This window comes from Ruegeria sp. HKCCD7296 (assembly GCF_013110775.1).
Classification (GTDB): domain Bacteria; phylum Pseudomonadota; class Alphaproteobacteria; order Rhodobacterales; family Rhodobacteraceae; genus Ruegeria.
This window is the reverse complement of the sequence record NZ_WVRF01000001.1, coordinates 24037-44593: the sequence shown is the minus strand read 5'-3', so window position 1 is coordinate 44593 and position 20557 is coordinate 24037. Positions and strand designations below refer to the sequence as shown.

General features: G+C 57.1%; 19 protein-coding genes. 16 read left to right on the top strand and 3 right to left on the bottom strand.

What is annotated here, in order from left to right:
- Nucleotides 1-32: 32 nt before the first annotated feature.
- From GS632_RS00190 to GS632_RS00175, 4 genes are read left to right on the top strand one after another with little or no spacing between them, the layout of a single operon-like run.
- Complete coding sequence (locus GS632_RS00190; protein ID WP_171721928.1) at nucleotides 33-1937, top strand: extracellular solute-binding protein; 1905 nt, start codon at nucleotides 33-35, stop codon at nucleotides 1935-1937.
- 1 nt (nucleotide 1938) lies between these two features.
- Nucleotides 1939-3033: a microcin C ABC transporter permease YejB gene (locus GS632_RS00185; RefSeq protein ID WP_171180127.1), complete on the top strand. Its 1095-nt coding sequence runs from the start codon at nucleotides 1939-1941 to the stop codon at nucleotides 3031-3033.
- Complete coding sequence (locus GS632_RS00180) at nucleotides 3034-4140, top strand: ABC transporter permease (RefSeq protein ID WP_171721927.1); 1107 nt, start codon at nucleotides 3034-3036, stop codon at nucleotides 4138-4140.
- Nucleotides 4137-5714 (top strand): ABC transporter ATP-binding protein, encoded by a 1578-nt coding sequence (locus tag GS632_RS00175; RefSeq protein WP_171236027.1) that lies wholly within the window; start codon nucleotides 4137-4139, stop codon nucleotides 5712-5714. The genes GS632_RS00180 and GS632_RS00175 overlap by 4 nt, the downstream gene beginning before the upstream one ends.
- A gap of 24 nt (nucleotides 5715-5738) precedes the next feature.
- Here GS632_RS00175 and GS632_RS00170 read toward each other — a convergent pair whose 3' ends face one another.
- Nucleotides 5739-7667, bottom strand: coding sequence for an elongation factor G (locus GS632_RS00170; RefSeq protein ID WP_171236026.1), 1929 nt, complete (start codon nucleotides 7665-7667; stop codon nucleotides 5739-5741).
- Nucleotides 7668-7878: 211 nt separating this feature from the next.
- Entirely contained in the window at nucleotides 7879-9234 is a 1356-nt protein-coding gene (hemN, locus tag GS632_RS00165) for an oxygen-independent coproporphyrinogen III oxidase (RefSeq protein ID WP_171180119.1), read from the bottom strand.
- Nucleotides 9235-9295: 61 nt separating this feature from the next.
- On the opposite strand from hemN, the gene fnrL reads away from it, so the two are divergent.
- Both fnrL and GS632_RS00155 read left to right on the top strand, forming a co-directional pair.
- Nucleotides 9296-10039, top strand: coding sequence for a transcriptional regulator FnrL (gene fnrL, locus GS632_RS00160; RefSeq protein ID WP_171180117.1), 744 nt, complete (start codon nucleotides 9296-9298; stop codon nucleotides 10037-10039).
- A 72-nt stretch (nucleotides 10040-10111) separates the two neighbouring features.
- Nucleotides 10112-10366 carry a GlsB/YeaQ/YmgE family stress response membrane protein gene (locus GS632_RS00155; RefSeq protein ID WP_171180115.1) on the top strand — a complete coding sequence of 85 codons (255 nt, stop codon included), beginning with the start codon at nucleotides 10112-10114 and terminating at the stop codon, nucleotides 10364-10366.
- A 44-nt stretch (nucleotides 10367-10410) separates the two neighbouring features.
- Here the strand turns inward: GS632_RS00155 and GS632_RS00150 are convergent, their stop codons facing one another.
- Nucleotides 10411-11250, bottom strand: a complete 840-nt coding sequence (locus GS632_RS00150; RefSeq protein ID WP_171180113.1) for a universal stress protein — start codon at nucleotides 11248-11250, stop codon at nucleotides 10411-10413.
- Between the two features lie 201 nt (nucleotides 11251-11451).
- Between GS632_RS00150 and ccoN the strand changes: the two genes are divergently transcribed.
- The 10 genes from ccoN to nusG all read left to right on the top strand — a co-directional run bounded on the left by ccoN (nucleotide 11452) and on the right by nusG (nucleotide 20520).
- Nucleotides 11452-13059, top strand: a complete 1608-nt coding sequence (gene ccoN, locus GS632_RS00145) for a cytochrome-c oxidase, cbb3-type subunit I (RefSeq protein WP_171095983.1) — start codon at nucleotides 11452-11454, stop codon at nucleotides 13057-13059.
- A 14-nt stretch (nucleotides 13060-13073) separates the two neighbouring features.
- Nucleotides 13074-13802, top strand: a complete 729-nt coding sequence (gene ccoO, locus GS632_RS00140) for a cytochrome-c oxidase, cbb3-type subunit II (RefSeq protein ID WP_171721926.1) — start codon at nucleotides 13074-13076, stop codon at nucleotides 13800-13802.
- A gap of 10 nt (nucleotides 13803-13812) precedes the next feature.
- Nucleotides 13813-13998 carry a cbb3-type cytochrome c oxidase subunit 3 gene (locus tag GS632_RS00135; protein ID WP_171236024.1) on the top strand — a complete coding sequence of 62 codons (186 nt, stop codon included), beginning with the start codon at nucleotides 13813-13815 and terminating at the stop codon, nucleotides 13996-13998.
- Nucleotides 13995-14858, top strand: a complete 864-nt coding sequence (gene ccoP, locus GS632_RS00130) for a cytochrome-c oxidase, cbb3-type subunit III (RefSeq protein WP_171180109.1) — start codon at nucleotides 13995-13997, stop codon at nucleotides 14856-14858. Before GS632_RS00135 ends, ccoP begins: the two co-directional genes overlap by 4 nt.
- A gap of 417 nt (nucleotides 14859-15275) precedes the next feature.
- Nucleotides 15276-16703, top strand: coding sequence for a cytochrome c oxidase accessory protein CcoG (gene ccoG, locus GS632_RS00125; RefSeq protein ID WP_171180107.1), 1428 nt, complete (start codon nucleotides 15276-15278; stop codon nucleotides 16701-16703).
- Nucleotides 16704-16705: 2 nt separating this feature from the next.
- Nucleotides 16706-17164 carry a FixH family protein gene (locus tag GS632_RS00120; protein WP_171236022.1) on the top strand — a complete coding sequence of 153 codons (459 nt, stop codon included), beginning with the start codon at nucleotides 16706-16708 and terminating at the stop codon, nucleotides 17162-17164.
- Nucleotides 17165-17167: 3 nt separating this feature from the next.
- Nucleotides 17168-19345 (top strand): heavy metal translocating P-type ATPase, encoded by a 2178-nt coding sequence (locus GS632_RS00115; RefSeq protein WP_171721925.1) that lies wholly within the window; start codon nucleotides 17168-17170, stop codon nucleotides 19343-19345.
- 5 nt (nucleotides 19346-19350) lie between these two features.
- Entirely contained in the window at nucleotides 19351-19509 is a 159-nt protein-coding gene (gene ccoS / locus GS632_RS00110; RefSeq protein WP_170596844.1) for a cbb3-type cytochrome oxidase assembly protein CcoS, read from the top strand.
- A 91-nt stretch (nucleotides 19510-19600) separates the two neighbouring features.
- On the top strand, nucleotides 19601-19798 hold the full coding sequence (gene secE, locus GS632_RS00105) for a preprotein translocase subunit SecE (RefSeq protein WP_050605011.1): 198 nt from the start codon (nucleotides 19601-19603) through the stop codon (nucleotides 19796-19798).
- Between the two features lie 188 nt (nucleotides 19799-19986).
- Nucleotides 19987-20520, top strand: a complete 534-nt coding sequence (gene nusG / locus GS632_RS00100) for a transcription termination/antitermination protein NusG (RefSeq protein WP_170427716.1) — start codon at nucleotides 19987-19989, stop codon at nucleotides 20518-20520.
- The last annotated feature ends 37 nt before the right edge of the window (nucleotides 20521-20557 follow it).

Genomic DNA, 20557 nt, shown 5'->3' with positions numbered 1-20557 from the left:
TGATGATAACAATGACCCAAAGGACGAGCCACATGATATCCCTGATGCCCGCTGCACGTGATCTTAAGATACGGCCTTGGGCTGGCATATTGGGGCTGTGCACGGCTTTGATCACTCCGCAAATCGTGCAGGCTTTGGACGATGGTGTTACCAGCAGTCATGGCTACTCATATTTCGGCAATCTGGATTATCCCGCTGATTACGCTCACCTGAACTATGTGAACCCGGATGCTCCTAAAGGTGGTGAGCTTTCTTTGGCTGCCTCGGGCACGTTCGATTCTCTCAATCCCTATTCCCGCAAGGGGCGCGCTGGCGCTTTGACGACGCTGCAATATGATCGCTTGTTTGAAAGTGCGGATGACGGTGTCGGGCAATATTACGGAGTATTGGCAGAAAGTCTGGAGTATGACGAAGGTCGGAACTACGTCATTTTTCACCTGCGACCCGAAGCAACCTTTTGGGATGGAACGCCGGTGACGGCGGAAGATGTCGTCTATAGCCACCGCCTGTTCATCGAACAGGGTCTGCCCTCTTACGCGCAGGCCGTAGGTCGCATGGTGACGGGGGCCGAAGCGCTGGATGAACATACGGTTAAGTTCTCGTTTAACCCCGAAGTCACACGCCGTAGCCTGATCGAAACAGTAGGCTCGACCCCCGTATTTTCAAAAGCGTGGTTCGAAGCGGATGAGTCCAGGCGCCTGGATGAGCCTCGCCTGGAAGTAGCGGTTGGATCAGGTCCGTATAAGCTTGACAGCTACGACATCAATCGTCGGATCGTTTACAAGCGCCGTGATGATTATTGGGGCAAGGATCTGCCGTTTAATGTTGGCCGGAACAACTTCGACACAATCCGCGTCGAGTACTTTGCTGATCAGACCGCGGCGTTCGAGGGTTTCAAAGCCGGTGAGTACACGCTGCGTATCGAAAGCGACCCCAAGCTTTGGGCGACGGGGTATGATTTCCCCAAGCTGAGCGAAGGCGTGGTGGTTCGCGATGAGATCGTGGATGGTAGTCCGCCGACCCCATCGGGTTTTGTTTTCAATCTGGGAAAACCGCAGTTTGCTGACAAGGATGTCCGCAAAGCCCTTGCCTTAGCCTTTAATTTCGAATGGGCAAACGAGTCTTTGCTGTTCGGGCTGAATGCGCCACGCAATTCCTTCATTCAAGGCACCCCGCTTGAGGCAAAAGGTCTGCCTGAAGGTGATGAGCTGGCGTTTTTGCAAGCGTTGGGTAACGTTGTGCCCGGAGACTTTCTGACAGAGCCTGCTGTCTTGGCCCACGAGTCAAATCCTGCGCGTCTGAACGATCGGAGAAATCTTCGCAAAGCAGCGAAAATACTGGACGAGGCCGGTTGGCCTGTTGGTGATGGCAATGTGCGGCGCAATGCCGAAGGGCAGACATTGAAGGTGAATATTCCCTATCCTTCAAACCTGCCGACATCGACAGCAACCATGATCGAAACCTACGTTCAGAACTTGCAGTCTATTGGTGTCGACGCTTCGGCTGAAAAGGTTGACCCGGCGCAGTACACCCTTCGCAGCCGCGAGAGGGACTACGATATGGTCTATTCCACACGTTACGGTTCATTCCTGTCCACAGGCGGCGGGTTAAGCCAGATGTATGGATCGGAAGAAGCTGCATTCAGCCTCTTTAACCCCGCCGGATTGGCTAGCCCCCTAGTTGACGCAATCATTGAAGCGTCTTTTGAAACCGACAATCAGGCAGATCAGGACACGGCACTTACTGCGCTTGATCGCGCCTTGCGTTATGAGTTCTTCGTGGTCCCTGTGGGATTCATCGCTGACTACTGGACGGCATATTACGATATGTACGAATACCCCGAAAACCTGCCGCCCTATTCGTTGGGTCATCTGGATTTGTGGTGGATCAATCCGGAAAAAGAGGCTGCGTTGAAAGCGAAAGGCGCACTGCGATAACATGGGCGCCTATATTCTAAGACGCTTGTTGCTGATCATTCCAACCCTTTTGGGCATCATGATCGTCAACTTCACGCTGGTACAATTCGTGCCGGGTGGACCGGTCGAGCAGATCATCGCGCAGATCGAAGGTCAGGGGGACGTATTTGCCGGATTTGCGGGTGGAGGCGATGCTGGCGCAGGTTCTGAACCCGCAGGTGGTGTTTTCGATGATAAATATGTCGGCGCACGCGGCCTGCCGCCCGAGTTCATTGCTGAGTTGGAAAAAGAATTCGGTTTCGACAAACCGCCTTTGGAGCGGTTCCTGATTATGATGGGCAACTATCTGACGCTGGACTTCGGCGAGAGTTATTTCCGTTCGATCAGTGTGATTGATCTGGTGCTTGAAAAGATGCCGGTTTCAATCTCATTGGGTCTGTGGTCGACCCTGATTGCTTATCTGGTTTCTATTCCGCTGGGCATCCGCAAGGCGATCAAAGATGGATCACAGTTCGATACCTGGACCAGCGGGGCGATCATTGTGGCTTATGCGATCCCGGGCTTTCTGTTTGCGATCCTCCTTCTGGTGCTGTTCGCGGGTGGGTCGTACTGGCAGATCTTCCCGCTGCGTGGGCTGACCTCGGACAATTGGGAGAGCCTGAGCCTCTTCGGCAAGATAGCGGACTACTTCTGGCATATTGCGCTGCCGACCATTGCGCTCACGATCTCGGCTTTTGCGACACTGACATTGCTGACCAAGAACTCGTTTCTGGATGAAATCAAGAAACAATATGTCATGACGGCCCGCGCAAAGGGGCTGAGCGAGCGAAAGGTGCTGTATGGTCATGTTTTCCGCAACGCGATGCTGATCGTGATCGCGGGCTTTCCTGCTGTGTTCATCGGCGTTTTCTTTGGTGGGTCGATCATCATCGAGACCATTTTCTCGCTGGACGGTCTGGGCCGTCTGGGATTCGAGGCAGCCGTGGCGCGCGATTACCCGGTGATTTTCGGCACCCTCTTCATCTTCGGCCTGATGGGGCTGGTCGTTGGTATCATTAGCGATCTTATGTATGTGCTGGTCGATCCGCGCATCGACTTTGAAAAGCGGGAGGGGTAAATGGCGCTCTCCCCTCTGAACCAGCGTCGCTGGAACAACTTCTGTCGCAACCGGCGCGCGTTCTGGTCGCTCATCATATTCTCGGTTCTGTTTGGCCTTTCCCTATGCGCCGAGTTTATCGCAAATGACAAACCTATCCTCGTGAAGTACCGGGGTGAGTTCTATACGCCGATCTTCAATTTCTATGCGGAAACGGAATTTGGTGGCGATTTCCAGACGGAAGCCATTTATCGCGATCCCGAAGTTCAATGCCTGATCGACAGTGGCGGACTGGAAGAGTGTTTCGACGATCCCGAAGGCATTATGGAACAAATCGACGCCGGGACATTCCAGTCGGAAGGGTTCGAGCGTGGCTGGGCGCTTTGGCCGCTGATCCCATACTCCTTCAACACATCGGTAGACCGACCTGGGGCTGCGCCTTTGCCGCCTAACGGTCAGAATCTGTTGGGCACGGATGACACCAAACGCGATGTGCTGGCACGCGTGATATACGGGTTCCGGTTGTCGATCCTGTTCACACTGCTTGTGACCGGTGCCGCCAGCCTGATCGGCATTTTCGCTGGTGCCATTCAAGGGTTCTTCGGCGGTTGGTTGGATCTGATCTTTCAACGGATCATCGAGATCTGGTCAGCGACGCCTTCGTTATATGTGATCATCATCATGTTCGCTGTTCTGGGCCGAAGTTTCTGGCTGCTGGTAGCGTTGATGATCCTGTTCAGTTGGACAGGACTGGTCGGTGTCGTACGCGCGGAATTCCTGAGGGCCCGAAACCTTGAATATGTGCGCGCGGCGCGTGCGCTGGGCGTCGGCAACATGACCATCATGTTCCGCCATATGCTGCCCAATGCAATGGTGGCCACTCTGACGTTCATGCCCTTCATTGTCACCGGAACCATCGGCGGTCTCGCCTCGCTGGATTATCTGGGCTTTGGATTGCCATCTTCGGCCCCGTCTTTGGGAGAGCTGACCTTGCAGGCAAAACAAAACCTGCAAGCCCCGTGGCTGGCTTTCACTGCCTTTTTCACCTTTGCCATCATGCTGTCGCTGCTGGTCTTCATTTTCGAGGGCGTGCGGGATGCGTTTGATCCTAGAAAGACCTTCTCATGAGCTTGCTGGATGTGAACAACCTCAAGGTCTCGTTCCGGCAGGACGGTCAGGTCAGTGCTGCTGTCAAAGGCGTGTCTTTTACCGTGGATCGGGGTGAAACCGTTGCGTTGGTGGGCGAATCCGGCTCAGGCAAATCCGTAACGGCTTTGTCGACAGTGTCACTGCTGGGTGACAGTGCGCTGGTTGAAGGATCGGTGACCTATGATGGGCAAGAGATGATTGGCGCCTCGGAACAACACCTGATGGATGTACGCGGCAATGACATAAGCTTCATCTTTCAGGAGCCAATGACCTCGCTGAACCCGCTGCACACGATTCAAAAGCAAATGGCGGAATCGCTGGCGCTGCATCAGGGGGTAACCGGTGACGCGGCGCGGGGGCGGATTTTGGAGCTACTGACCAAGGTTGGTATCCGCGACCCCGAGGACAGGTTGGACAGCTACCCCCACCAGTTGTCTGGTGGACAAAGACAGCGGGTGATGATCGCAATGGCGCTGGCCAACAAGCCGGACATTTTGATTGCCGATGAACCGACAACGGCGTTGGATGTGACCATTCAGGCGCAGATACTCGAGTTGTTGGCCGAATTGCAGAAATCCGAGAATATGGGGATGCTGTTCATCACCCATGATCTGGGTATCGTACGCCGGATTGCCGACCGCGTTTGTGTGATGAAGGATGGTGAGATTGTCGAAACCGGTGTCACGCAGGACATCTTTGACAACCCACAGCATCCCTATACCCGGAAACTTTTGGCCGCGGAACCTTCGGGTCAGCCCGAACCGGTTGCCTCAGACGCGGAAGAGGTCGCGCGCACCGATCACCTGAAGGTCTGGTTCCCAATCCAGCGCGGATTTCTGAAGCGTACTGTTGGCTATGTGAAGGCGGTGAATGACGCCACGCTGAGTGTACGCGCGGGTGAGACTTTGGGAATCGTCGGCGAAAGCGGTTCGGGCAAGACTACGCTGGCGCTGGCGATCATGCGCCTCATTGCGTCCGAAGGCGGCATCACCTTCCGCGATCAGGATGTGCGAAGATGGTCTACCCGCGAATTACGCAGATTGCGCAAAGATATGCAGATCGTGTTTCAAGACCCGTTCGGCAGCCTTAGCCCACGCATGACCTGTCAGCAGATCATCGCGGAAGGTCTTGCCATTCACAACATTGACCCTCACCGCGCCCCGCGTGAGCTGGTCGCCGAGGTGATGACCGAAGTGGGGCTGGATCCTGCGGCGATGGACCGGTATCCGCACGAGTTCTCAGGCGGACAGCGCCAGCGTATCGCAATTGCGCGCGCGATGGTTTTGCGGCCCAAACTGCTGGTGTTGGACGAACCGACCAGCGCGCTGGACATGACGGTGCAGGTTCAGATCGTTGATCTGCTGCGCGATCTGCAGAAGAAATACGGGTTGGCATATCTGTTCATCAGCCACGACCTGAAAGTCGTGCGGGCGATGTCGCATAACGTAGTCGTCATGCGAAATGGGGATGTGGTGGAAATGGGTGCGGCCGAGGCTTTGTTCGAAAACGCTCAGACTGACTATACTCGCGAGTTGATTGCAGCGGCGGGCTGAAATCAGCCCGCCTTCCTCAGGCCATCACGCGCTTGCCTTTTCTTTGGTCGCCGCTTTCGGCACTGGCCCGCGCAGTTCTTCGTAGTGATCAAAGGTCAGCTTGACCCACCCGGTTCCGCGCGTGGCACTGGCAAGGGTGCGATGCAGTTCATCCTCGGTCACCGCGGGGATTTGGGCGTTGAAGATCTCCCATCCTGACGCGTTTGGGTTGCCCTCAAATCCCAGAACCTGCCCTTGCAGCGAGCTGATCGTTGGGACGAGATCGCCAACAAAATCGGATGGCAAGTGAATCTCGGCGTTCAGCATCGGTTGCAGAACCACTGGTTTGGCCTGAGGCAGCGCTTCACGCACCGCGTTCTTGCCTGCGGTGCGGAACGCATAATCCGAACTGTCCACGTTATGGTGTTTACCGTCGCTCAGCGTGACTTTGACGTCGACGACGGGGAAACCCTCGGGACCTTGCTCCAGTGCATCCTTAGCCCCGTGTTCCACCGACGGGATGTAGTTCTTGGGTACTGCGCCGCCTTTGACAACTTCTTCGAACTTGAACCCCGATCCGCGAGGTAGGGGCGTGACCGAGATCACCACATCCGCAAACTGTCCGGCGCCGCCGGATTGTTTGCGATGACGGTGGCGATGTTCGACAGGCGCGCGGATGGTCTCGCGATAGGCGGTTTCGACCTGATCCGCTTCAATCTCGATCCCAAAATCCTCGGCCAGCTTCGCGGTCACACGGCGCATGTGTTGCGGGCCTTGCGATCCAAGGATCGAATGGCCGCTCAACTCATCCTGTTGCAGGTGCAGGCCGGGGTCGATCTCGGCCAGACGGCTTAGGGCGTTGGACAGGCGCACATCGTCCCTTTCATGCGCGGGTGAGACGATCTGACGATGCGCGACCGGATGCGAGGCCGCCCATTCCGGCAGTTCAGTCGCAGAATTGCTGTCGTAGATATAGCCGGGGTTGAGGTGGTCGGATTTGACCGCCAGACCAATCTGCCCGGCTTCCAGCGTTGCGATTTGGGTCTTGGCATCAAGCGTTGTCAGATTGCCAACGGTCTCACCGCCCAAAGCTTCATGCGCTTTGACGCCATCCCCAAGCCCGCGCAGAACAACGATCTTTCCGATGTGCTTTTTGACATCTGCAAAACCGGCAATGGCTCGGGCACTGTCGGCGGCTTCGTCCCGCCCGGCGGCGATATCGAATTCAGGCGCTTCGTGCCGCAGCGCCTTCATCAGCCGCGTCAGGCCGTTGCCATGGCTCGCGGCACCCAGGCATGCTGGAATCAACTGATGATTTTGCAAGACTTGTGCGGCCAGGTCATAAACCTCGTCGCTGGGGGGCTGCTTGTCTTCGATCAGTTGCTCCAACAGATGGTCGTCAAAATCAGACAGAGTTTCCAGTAACTCGGTGCGCGCTTCCTGCTCTCGGTCTTCCACGGATTGAGGCAACTCGATCAGGGCCGAGGGTTGGCCCTCTTGATACTTCCAGGCCCGTTCAGAAATCAGATCAACCGCGCCGATGATCGTGTCTCCTTCGCGGATTGGCACCTGACGCAGGGCGATATGATGGGTGCAGTACGTTTGCAGTGCTGCGATGATGTCGCGGATGCGCCCATTGGGATTATCCATGCGGTTGATGAATAGAAAGCAGGGGATGCCCGCTTCTTCCACCAGTCGAAGGTAAGGGGCGCACAGAACGGCAGCATTGGGATCGGGGGGCACAACCACGACCGCCGCGTCCGAGATGGCCATTGCAGGCCCGACATAGGCCAGCGCATCGCCGCCGCCATCTACGTCGATCGAACACCAAGGCTCGTCCAGGTAAGAAAAACCGTGCAAATGCACGGTTCCGGAAACATCGAATGTTGTGGGGCGCCCGTCGAGGCGGCTGATGGCCTCGACCAGGGTAGTTTTGCCCGATTGGCTGGGCCCGAGGACGGTGAAAACGCGCATTAGTGTTGTCCCTCTTTCAGGTTGCAGAATGGCTGCACGAAAGGGGCGTCCGCCGCTTTTTCGTCGGCAAGGACCGTCTGTATTTGCCCGCCTCAGGGCGCAGAATGGATGGCCAGTCTGCCCCTTGAGTGTGGAGAAAAGCGCAGGCGCGCGTCAAGCCCCCGTTGTGCCCAGTGGCCTGCGGGCCCGGCGAGGCCCGCAGAAGAAGAGATCAGATCGCCGAGCTGTGGCCTGCCTTGCTCAGGTCATAGGCGTCAAAGCTGCGGGCGATCATCCGGGTCAGGGCGCGTGCCTCGGGCGGGATGAAAAGCCCGTCTTCGGTGATCCGCAACAGCCCGTCGAATGCGGCATTGGCGGAATGATACATGTCATTCAACGCGGCGGCCGAGATGTCGTGGTCGCGCAGGATTTCGGCACTGTTGATCTTAAAATCGCACATCAGCGCCTCGATCAGGCGCGCGCGCAAAATGTCCTGACCCTTGAACAGGTGCCCGCGGGCGGTCGAAAACTGCCCGTCGCGAACCGCTTTGGCATGGGCCGAGGTGGCCGAGGCGTTCTGCGCATAGCCTTGCGGAAAGCGCGAGATCGAACTGGCCCCGACGCCGATCAGAACATCGGCCTGATCGTCGGTATACCCTTGGAAGTTACGCTTTAGACGTCCCGCGTGCAGGGCACGGGTCAGACCGTCATCTTGTATGGCGAAATGGTCGATGCCAATTTCGGCATAGTTGTCCCACAGGAACAGACGGCGGGCGGTATCGAACAGCTCGAGCCGTTGTTCCGGCGTGGGAAGCGCGTCGGACGGGATCATCTGTTGGCGCTTCGCCATCCAAGGCACATGTGCGTAGCCATACAAAGCCACGCGATCCGGGCTGAGCGACAGCAGCTTCTGCACGCTTTCGGTCATCCGGGCCTTTGTCTGATGCGGCAGGCCAAAAAGGATATCTGCGTTCAAACTGGTAATGCCACGTTCGCGGATCATGTCGATGGCGTCGCGGGTGGTGTCGTAGCTTTGGATGCGACCGATGGTTTTCTGAATTTCGTCGTCGAAATCCTGCACCCCGATCGACGCACGGTTCATACCTGCCTCTGCCAGCGCATCCAGACGGTCTTCATCAATTTCGTTCGGATCAATCTCGACCGAAAATTCGGCATCAGGCCCCATGGGCACAATACCCAGGATATATTGCGCCAATTCGCGCATCAGCTGCGCGTTCAGCAAGGTTGGCGTACCGCCACCCCAGTGCAGGCGCGATAGCACCACGCCTTTGGGCAGGCGTGCTGCAAGCAGGTCTAACTCGGCCTTCAGAACGTCCACATAGGCGATCACAGGGTTGTCGGTTTGGGTTCCCTGTGTCCGGCAAGCACAGAACCAGCACAGTCTACGACAGAATGGAACGTGGATGTACAGGGAAATGGCACTGCCGGGTTTGATCCCCGAAATCCAGTCACCAAACAAGTCTGCTCCCACATCATTGCTAAAGTGGGGGGCGGTGGGGTAGCTTGTGTAACGCGGTACTTTCGCGTCAAAAAGTCCAAGCTTTGCCAATTGTGGTTTCACTATCATGGCGATACCCTTAGGCGACAGATGACTTGGTTACTTTGATGGAGATCAAGTGGGGACCCGCATGACAATAAAAGCACAGTTTGATCATTCCAATTGCGAAGACTGCCCGATTCGGCATCGCGCAGTTTGTGCTCGTTGCGATGCGGATGAGCTGGAAGAGCTTGAAAGTATTAAATATTACCGCAGTTTCGAGGCGGGCCAGACCATCATATGGTCGGGCGATCAGATGAATTTTGTGGGCTCGGTCGTGGCCGGGATCGCTTCGTTGACGCAGACCATGGAAGATGGTCGGACCCAGATGGTGGGTTTGCTGTTGCCAAGTGATTTTGTCGGCCGCCCCGGGCGCGAAGTTGCGCCTTACGATGTGCAGGCGACCACAGATGTCGTCATGTGCTGTTTCCGCAAGAAACCGTTCGAAGAGTTGATGGCAACTACACCACATATCGCCCATCGCCTGTTGCAGATGACGCTGGACGAACTTGATGCTGCCCGCGAATGGATGCTGGTGCTTGGGCGCAAGACCGCGCGCGAAAAAATCGCCAGCCTGTTGTCGATCATTGCGCGCCGGGATGCGTCGATTAGCCAGAAGGGTCTGGCAGGGCCGATTGTGTTTGACCTGCCTCTGACCCGAGAGGCCATGGCAGACTATCTGGGCCTGACCCTTGAAACCGTGAGTCGCCAGATTTCGGCCTTGAAAAAGGAAGGCGTGATCACACTGGAAGGCAAGCGCCATGTGACCATTCCGGATATGGGCCGTCTCATGGAAGAAGCTGGCGACGACTCGGATGGTGGCTTTTTGGTCTGATCCTTGTGCGCGATGGGATAGGATAAACGCCGTGACCTTGGATCGCGGCGTTTAACAACTCAGGAGCATCGCATGGTTTTTAGCAGCGTCTTGGCAATGATTTTTATCGGCGCAATCGCCGGATGGCTTTCGGGAAAGATCATGGAGGGCCGCGGATTCGGTTTGCTGGGGAACATCATCGTCGGAATTGTCGGCGCGTTTCTGGCAGGCATGATTTTCCCCGCGCTAGGCTTTTCTGTGGGCGGAGGGTTCTTTTCCTCGGTCTTTTTCGCGACCGTGGGGGCCGTGATCCTGTTGTTTGTGATCGGCCTTATCCGAAAGGCATGACAAAAGCCGCCGACTTGGGCGGCTTTCGAACTTTTTGGCAGAGTTCAGTGTGCCAGGAAAACGGGAACTGAAGATTGTTCCAGCATGTTGCGGGTTGCACCGCCAAGTATTGCTTCGCGGAAGCGCGAGTGACCGTAGGCACCCATTACGATCAAGTCAGATTCCGTGTCCGACGCATGACGGTTCAGAATATCTGACACGCGCGTCATGGTCTTGCTCAGCACATCGATCTCACACTTGACCCCGTGTCGGGCCAGCATCTGAGACAGCATTCCGCCCGGATCCGACCGGTCAGGGCCGTGGCGCGGAGGATCAATGACAACGATGCGGGCCAGTTCCGCCTGTTTCAGGAAGGGCAGAGCGCGCCGGACGGCGCACATCGCCTCGACGCTTTCATTCCAGGCGATCATTACATTGCGTGGCACTTTCATTGGCGGAGTGTCGTCCGGAACCACCAGAACCGGGCAATGGCCTTCAAACATTGCGGACTCGATGATGGGTTCAGCTTCGGCCCCGCGATCTTTTCCATAGGGGTGCGGTAAAACCACAAGATCCGAAAACCGGGCCCGATGCGCGACATGGCGTCCGATGTCAGCGATCTGCGCCACACCATGTTCAGCAGACCAGCGAACGCCGGATTTACCCAAATAGTCTTGGGCAAATGCCAGCACCTCCTGCGCCTCGGTGTTGGCTCGGCTGAGCGTCTCCTGAACGATCAGGGCGTTCGCTCCGGCATAGTAATAGCCGGTCTGGCTGCGATCGACACCAAGGCACAGCGCCTCGGCATGGGCATCCTGCGACTCTGCCAGCGCTATAACCTGAGCCAATGCAGGCTCAGCCGTTTGCGTTTCGGTCATGACAGTGAGAATAGATTTGTACGCCATTTCGACCTCTTAGTTCGGGCATATGGTCTCATGTGACCGGTTGGCCCCTTTCATCCTTTATGCGTGTCACAGAAAACGCGGAACTGTCTTGATACAGATCAAAGCAATAGCGGCTGTCGTGCTTCAGAACGGCAGCCAGTCAAATAGGTTTCGCGTGTCAAAAGAATCAAAACCGCGCGAAGCACGGCAAAGGGACGCAATATGTCGAATTACATCAAGCTGATCGTGCTTGGTCTGGTCGTGGTGTTTGCCGCCATCGGATCAAATTATGCACGCGATTTGGCGTATCAGGTGCATGCGATTCTGGTGATGCTTATCGCCGGTGGATTGTTCATCTGGACGCTTCGAAACACAGAAGAGCCAGATATTCTTGTCGATCGCTCGGGCGAATACATGGATGACGTGATCCGCTACGGCGTGATCGCAACGGCCTTTTGGGGTGTGGTAGGGTTCCTGGCTGGAACCTTTATTGCGTTCCAACTGGCGTTTCCGGTGCTCAACTTCGAATGGGCCCAAGGGTATCTGAACTTTGGACGTTTGCGTCCGCTGCACACCTCGGCGGTGATTTTTGCATTTGGCGGTAACGCGCTGATCGCAACGTCGTTCTACGTGGTGCAGCGCACCAGCGCCGCGCGTCTGTGGGGTGGAAACCTCGCATGGTTCGTGTTCTGGGGCTATCAACTGTTCATCGTGCTGGCCGCGACCGGTTACATTCTGGGCGGTACTCAGTCGAAAGAATATGCCGAACCTGAATGGTATGTGGACCTGTGGCTGACCGTTGTTTGGGTCGCTTACCTTGCTGTCTATCTGGGCACGATCATCAAGCGGAAAGAACCCCACATCTATGTGGCAAACTGGTTCTATCTGGCGTTCATCGTGACCGTTGCGATGCTGCACCTGGTCAACAACATGACCATTCCGGTCAGCATCTGGGGTTCGAAGTCGGTCATCGTCTGGTCGGGTGTTCAAGACGCCATGATCCAGTGGTGGTATGGCCACAACGCTGTGGGCTTCTTCCTGACCGCGGGCTTCCTGGGCATGATGTACTACTTCATTCCGAAACAGGCCGAGCGTCCGGTCTTCTCGTACAAGCTGTCGATCATCCACTTCTGGGCACTGATCTTCCTGTACATCTGGGCTGGTCCGCACCACCTGCACTATACCGCGCTGCCTGACTGGGCCTCGACGCTGGGCATGGTGTTCTCGGTGATCCTGTGGATGCCGTCCTGGGGTGGTATGATCAATGGCCTGATGACCCTGTCGGGTGCATGGGACAAGCTGCGCACCGACCCGGTGATCCGGATGATGGTGATCTCGGTCGGCTTCTACGGCATGTCCACCTTTGAAGGCCCGATGATGTCGATCCGCGCAGTAAACTCGCTGAGCCACTACACCGACTGGACCATTGGTCACGTGCACTCGGGCGCGCTGGGTTGGAACGGCATGATCACCTTTGGTGCGCTGTACTTCCTGGTACCTGTCCTGTGGAAGCGCGAGCGTCTGTACTCGCTGCAGATGGTCAGCTGGCACTTCTGGCTCGCCACCATCGGCATCGTGCTCTACGCCGCTTCGATGTGGGTCACCGGTATCATGGAAGGCCTGATGTGGCGTGAAGTGGATGCCAACGGCTTCTTGGTGAACTCGTTCGCCGACACCGTGGCCGCCAAATTCCCGATGTATGTGGTGCGTGCGCTGGGCGGTGTCCTGTTCGTCGCTGGCTCGGTCATCATGTGCTACAACCTGTGGATGACTGTACGTAAAGCGCCGGCCAAAGAGGCCAGCCTGACCGTCGCAGTCCCGGCTGAATAAGGAGGGCCGGAGCAATGGCAATTCTCGACAAACACAAGATCCTCGAGACCAACGCGACCCTCCTGCTGATCTTCAGCTTCCTGGTCGTAACCATCGGTGGCATCGTTCAGATCACCCCGCTGTTCTACCTTGAGAACACCATCGAAAAGGTGGAGGGCATGCGCCCTTACACCCCACTCGAAATGGCGGGTCGTGAGATCTATCTGCGTGAAGGCTGCTATGTCTGCCACAGCCAGATGATCCGCCCGATGCGGGATGAGGTTGAGCGCTATGGCCACTACTCGCTGGCGGCTGAGTCGATGTATGACCACCCGTTCCAGTGGGGGTCCAAGCGTACCGGACCTGATCTGGCGCGTGTTGGTGGCCGTTACTCGGACGACTGGCATGTGCGCCATCTGCGCGATGCACAATCGGTGGTGCCGGAATCGGTGATGCCCAAGTATGGCTTCCTCGAAACCCGCAAGATCGACGGCGAGTATATCGGTGACATCATGGCTACCAACGCTTTGGTGGGAACGCCCTATACCGAAGACATGCTGGAGAACGCCGTGGCAGATTTCCGCGCGCAGGCCGATCCGGACAGCGACTATGACGGGTTGCTGGAACGCTATGGCGATAAAGTCAACGTGCGCAACTTCGACGGCCAGTCTGATCTGACCGAAGCCGACGCGCTGATCGCTTACCTGCAAATGCTGGGCACGCTGGTCGATTTCTCGACCTTCACCCCGGACGCAAGCCGCTAAGGAGGGTGTGATGGAAGAATATACACTCCTACGGCAGTTCGCGGATAGCTGGATGCTGCTTTTGTTGTTCGTCTTCTTTATCGGCATCATCATCTGGGTATTCCGCCCCGGTGCCAGCAAAGAATACAACGACACCGCCAACATCCCGTTCCGGCATCAAGACAAACCCGCCACATCCAAGGAGGCGCGGCAATGAGCAAGACACCTGAAAAACAGCCGGGTGATCCGAATACAACCGGTCATTCCTGGGATGGGATCGAGGAATTCGACAACCCGATGCCGCGCTGGTGGCTATGGACGTTCTATGCGACCATTTTCTGGGGTCTGATCTATACGATCATGTATCCGGCATGGCCGCTGGTTCAATCTGCAACAGCAGGGGTTCTGGGGTGGTCCTCGCGTGAGCTGGTTCAGCAGGAGCTGGTTTCGTTCGAAGAGGCAAACGCCCCTTGGAATGCCAAGCTGGTAGAGACATCGCTCGAGGATATCTCGAAGGACCCCGAGTTGCAGCAATACGCCGTGAACTCTGGCGGGGCCGTATTCCGCACCTGGTGCGCACAGTGCCACGGTTCCGGTGCTCAAGGCGCGCCCGGCTTCCCCAACCTGTTGGACGATGCATGGCTGTGGGGCGGTTCGCTTGAAGATATCGAGTACACCGTTGCCTATGGTATCCGGAACGAAGAAAGCGACGATGCGCGCTATTCTGAAATGCCGGCCTTTGGTGAGATTCTCGAAAGCGAAGAGATCACCCAGGTTGTCCAATACGTCATGTCTCTGACCAATGCGCAGACCGACGACGCGGCGGCGCAAGCGGGCAAAGTTGTCTTCGATGACAACTGTGCTGCCTGCCACGGCGAAAACGGCCAGGGCGACGTATTCCAGGGTGCTCCGAACCTGACGGACGCAATCTGGCTTTACGGCGGCAGTGAAGAAGCTCTGACTGAAACGGTCACATACAGCCGCTTTGGCGTGATGCCCCCGTGGGAAAATCGTCTGACCGACGCGCAGATCCGCGCTGTCACGGCCTATGTCCACCAGTTGGGTGGTGGTCAGTAAGTTTAAAGGAACACTTTCGGGCGGTTCGCTGCCCGAAAGTTGTGGCACCGGCTGTTCCATCTGTTCGCGCGTTTCCTGAACAGCCGGTGCCTTATTTTCCAACAAACCACCTTACAGACCTACAGCCCGCTTTCGTGGGGCTATTGGGGGCGTTCTTACGGCCCGAGTCTCAGGCTGCGACAATTGGTCGGCCTGAAGCGCGTGGTTTATAAGCGTCGTGATCGGTATCGCGACAATAGCCGGTTTTCTGTTAGAATACGTGAATAATTGGTTAAAAAAACGTCTACTCCGACATCTCAGAGGTCGGTTCATCTTCAAAAGATGTGTGTTCGATGCGCGTTTTGACCCATGTCAAAGTTCGCTTGCCCGTGATCTGGAACAAGACGCCTTCAGAAGACCCATTAGTGGAGCCAGCCAGTGAGCGATTCCGATCCTGCCCCCAGCCTTTACGCAGCCAGAGAGCCGATCTTTCCAAGACGTGTCTCAGGGCCGTTTCGGAACCTGAAATGGATCATTCTTATAGTGACACTGGGCATCTACTACGTGACCCCGTGGATCAGGTGGGATCGCGGCCCCAGCCTGCCGGATCAGGCGGTACTGTTGGATCTGGCGAACCGACGGTTTTATTTTTTCTGGATCGAAATCTGGCCACATGAATTCTACTTTGTCGCCGGTCTGCTGATCATGGCCGGCCTTGGCCTGTTTCTGTTCACTTCGGCCCTTGGGCGCGTCTGGTGTGGCTATGCCTGCCCGCAAACAGTCTGGACCGACCTTTTCATACTGGTCGAGCGTTGGATCGAAGGGGATCGAAATGCTCGTCTGCGCCTGCACCGCCAAGAAAAGCTGGATTTCCGCAAGGCTCGCCTACGGATCACCAAATGGATCGTTTGGTTCTTGATTGGCTTGGCGACGGGCGGGGCCTGGGTATTCTATTTTGCAGACGCCCCGACGCTTTTGATGGATCTAGTCACTGGCAACGCGCATCCGGTCGCGTACACAACGATGCTGATCCTGACGGGCACTACCTTTTTCTTTGGCGGTTTCGCCCGCGAACAGATCTGCATCTACGCTTGCCCATGGCCCCGCATTCAAGCGGCAATGATGGACGAAGACACACTGGTTGTCGGTTACCGCGAATGGCGGGGCGAGCCACGCGGCAAGGGTAAACGGACTGCAGATTCCGAATTGGGGGATTGCATCGACTGTATGGCCTGCGTGAATGTCTGCCCTGTTGGGATCGACATTCGCGATGGACAGCAGCTTGAATGCATCACCTGCGCCCTGTGTATTGATGCCTGTGACGACATGATGGCAAAGATCGGTAAGCCGCGTGGGCTGATCGATTACATGGCCCTCAGCGATGAAACGAGAGAGCGGTCCGGCCAGCCGCCCAAAAGCGTGTGGAAGCATATCTTCCGGGCCCGCACGATCATGTACACGTCCCTGTGGTCGCTGGTTGGCTTTGCCCTGCTCTTTGCGCTGTTCATTCGCTCGGATATCGATTTGACTGTTGCGCCGGTCCGCAACCCGACATTTGTAACCCTGTCTGATGGAACGATCCGCAACACTTATGATGTGCGGCTACGTAACAAACATGGCGAAGATCGTCTGTTCACCCTGTCTCTGACCGGAGATCCGGCTATGCGGCTGGAAATCGAAGGCACGAACCTGCACACTGTGAATGTGCCGGCAGATACAGCACAATTGACTCGTGTATATATTATCTCGTCCCGCGACACGGGCCCAGCCGGAGCGGATTCAACGCCGGTCCGCATCTGGGTTGAAGATCTGAGCAGCGGTGAGCGGGCCTATAAGGACACCACGTTTAACGGACGGGGGAATTGATCATGGCGGAACGGAAATTCACCGGAAAACACGCTTTGGCGGTGTTTGTGGGCGCCTTTGGCGTGATCATCGCCGTGAACCTTGTTCTGGCCTACAGCGCGGTCAAAACCTTTCCGGGGCTTGAGGTCAAGAATTCATACGTGGCCAGTCAGGAGTTCAACGAACGTTTGAAAGAGCAACAAGCGCTGGGGTGGACCGTACGGGCTGAAACCAAGGGCGGGTTGCTGATCCTGCACATCACCGATGAAAGTGGTGCGCCGGTTCAGGTCAGCGAGTTGCAGGCTGTTGTGGGCCGCGCGACTCATGTCCGCGAGGATTTCGTGCCGGATTTCACCTTTGACGGAACGGCCTACGCCACGCCGGCCACGTTGGGCGAGGGCAACTGGAACATTCGTCTGGTGGCGCGGGACAGTGATGGCGCGGAATTTTCGCAGCGCGTTCCGCTGTATGTGAAGGGGTAAGCGATGACGGCGCAGCTTTCTTCCGGCACCGCAGCCTGCCCGGGCTGCCTTGCAGCCCCGGCGGAACCCGCCCGGTCGATTCCGGAGGATGTGCAGATAGCCCTGTCTTTGCCGGGTATTCACTGCTCGGCCTGTATTGCGACCGTCGAAAGGGAACTGAACGCGCATCCCGGTGTTGAAAATGCACGGGTGAACCTAACCCTGAAACGCGCGATGATCAAAGCAACGCCTGAAACACGTGCTGTCGATCTGATCCCAGTGCTTGAGAAAGCCGGTTTTGAAGCGCACGAGCTTGATCCGGGCGCCTTGTCGGCCACTCAGACGGACAAGGCAGGGCGTGACTTACTGATGCGCCTGGCGGTGGCCGGGTTTGCTTCCATGAACGTCATGCTGTTGTCGGTTTCGGTCTGGTCCGGGGCCACTGACGCCACGCGGGACATGTTCCACTGGATTTCTGCCGCGATTGCTCTGCCTGCCATCGCGTTTTCAGCCCAGCCCTTCTTTGCCAATGCGTGGAGCGCCTTGCGGGTGCGCCGCCTGAACATGGATGTGCCAATTGTGTTGGCGATCTTGTTGGCGCTGGTCACATCGCTTTGGGAAACCGCGTTGAGTGGCGAACATGCCTATTTCGATGCGGCCCTGACCCTGACCTTCTTCCTGCTGGCCGGTCGTTATCTGGATTACCGCACCCGTGCCGCAGCCCGATCCGCGGCCGAAGAACTGACCGCGCTTGAGGTGCCGCGCGCGATCCGTTTGGTGGATGGCGTAGAAAATGAAATTGCAGTTGCTGATCTGAAAGTAGGCGATTTGATCCTTGTGCGCCCCGGCGGTCGGATGCCAGTGGACGGTGAGATTGTGTCGGGCCAGTCCGAACTCGACCGCTCGCTACTGACCGGAGAAACGGTGCCTGTATTTGCCGAAATCGGCCAGTTGGTCAGTGCAGGTGAGGTCAACCTGACTGGTCCTTTGACATTGCGCGCAACTGCGGTGGGCGAGGATACGTCGCTGCACCGCATGGCGGATCTGGTGGCCATCGCTGAATCCGGTCGGTCGCGTTATACTTCTTTGGCCGACAAGGCGGCCAAGCTTTATGCGCCGGGCGTTCACATCCTATCAGCGCTCAGCTTTCTGGGCTGGTACATTTATTCCGGCGATATCCGCACGGCGTTGAATATCGCGGCGGCGGTTCTGATTATCACCTGCCCATGTGCTCTGGGTCTGGCCGTTCCAGCGGTGACAACGGCGGCGTCTGGCCGGTTGTTCCGCAAAGGTATGTTGATCAAACATGCAACCGCGTTGGAGCGTTTGTCCGAGGCTGACACGGTGGTGTTCGACAAAACAGGCACTCTGACATCCGGTGCACCGGAACTGGTCAATTTAGGGGATCATTCCCGCGCGAAGGTCGAAGTTGCCCTGGCGCTGGCCGAGGCGTCGGCACACCCATTGTCTGTGGCTTTGGCGAAAGCCGCGCGTGAGGCCGGGATCAAGCCTGCCAACGTGCGGGGCGTCGTTGAGGTTCCGGGTTACGGCACCGAAGGTGAATACCGTGGTCAACGCGTGCGTTTGGGCCGGGCCGCTTGGGTCGGGGCAGAGCAGGGCAGTGAAACCTCAGCCTGGCTGGCTATTGGCGATCATGCGCCTTTGGCCTTCCGGTTCTCGGATGCGTTGCGCCCGGGTGCGGCCGAGGCGGTCGACGCGTTGCGTGCCGCTGGCAAGCATGTGGTCCTGATGTCCGGCGACTCGCAGGGGGCCGTGCGCGCGTTGGCTGAAAAACTGGGGATCACAGATTGGATTGCCGAAGCTTTGCCGCAGGACAAGGCGCATCGCATTCAGGACCTCAGCGATAAGGGTCACCATGTCCTGATGGTGGGCGACGGTCTGAATGACACGGCGGCCTTGGCGGCGGCGCATGTTTCGATCTCACCGGCGTCAGCGTTGGATGCCGCACGGGTGGCGTCGGACATTGTGTTGTTGGGCAATGACCTTTCCCCCATCGCGGATGCTTGCGACACGGCGGTCAAAGCGACAAAACGCATTCGCGAAAACTTCCGCATCGCGACTGTCTACAACGTGATAGCCGTTCCATTGGCAGTGATTGGGCTTGCAACTCCATTGATCGCGGCGCTTGCGATGTCGACCTCGTCCATCACCGTGTCGCTCAATGCCCTGCGGTTGAGGTGAACCGGATGGAAGTTCTTGCCTACCTGATCCCGATTTCACTGTTGCTGGGCGGCGTTGGCCTGGTGGCTTTTGTCTACACTGTCCGGTCGAACCAGTATGAAGATCCTGAGGGTGACGCGCGCCGGATCCTGAGCGATGAATGGGACGACAAACCCAAACCCTGACCGCTCAGGGCAGAGTTGATCCAACTGCCCTTGAAATTGCCGCAATGCCCGGTTATGTCCGGGCCATCCGCTAGCAGAGAGAACACGCCAAATGGCCACCACCAACCCGATTCAGTTCATTCAGCAAGTCCGTGCCGAAGTGTCCAAGGTCGTCTGGCCGACCCGGCGCGAGGTGCTGTTGACCACGGTTATGGTTTTCATCATGGCGGCGCTTACGGCGGTCTTCTTTGCTTTGGTCGATCTGGGTATCCGGGGTGGCCTTCAGCTGATTCTGGGCGCGTTCAGCTAAGCGTGGAAACGCGGCTGCCCCCTTGCACAGCGGGCAATGTCAGAGTAGTTGACGCAGGACTATTCGGAATGGGCGTGTGGCGATTCGGGCTGCGCGCCGCTTTTTATTCCGGATAACGTGACAAGATTTTAATGACGGGTGTATCCGGCAAATCCGATACCCCGAAGACAGACAAGGACGACAGGTTCATGGCGAAACGGTGGTACTCGGTCAGCGTTCTTTCGAATTTCGAAAAGAAGATCGCAGAACAGATCCGCACGTCGGTGGCTGAACAGGGCCTTGAAGACGACATCGACGAAGTACTGGTGCCCACCGAAGAGGTGATCGAAGTGCGCCGCGGCAAGAAGGTCACGACCGAACGCCGCTTTATGCCCGGCTACGTTCTGGTGCATATGGAAATGTCAGACCAGGGCTATCACCTGATCAACTCGATCAACCGCGTGACCGGTTTCTTGGGCCCGCAAGGCCGCCCGATGCCGATGCGTGACGCCGAGGTGAACCAGATCCTCAACCGCGTTCAGGAAGGTGAAGAAGCGCCCAAGCTGATGATCACCTTCGAGGTCGGCGAGAAGGTCAAAGTCAACGACGGACCGTTCGAGGATTTCGACGGCATGGTCGAAGGTGTGGACGACGAAAACCAGAAACTGAAGGTCTCGGTTTCGATCTTTGGTCGCGAAACCCCGGTCGAGCTGGACTTTACGCAGGTTACGAAGCAGGGCTAATCGCTCTTCGCTTATTTTCGACGCCGCGGTGCCACGG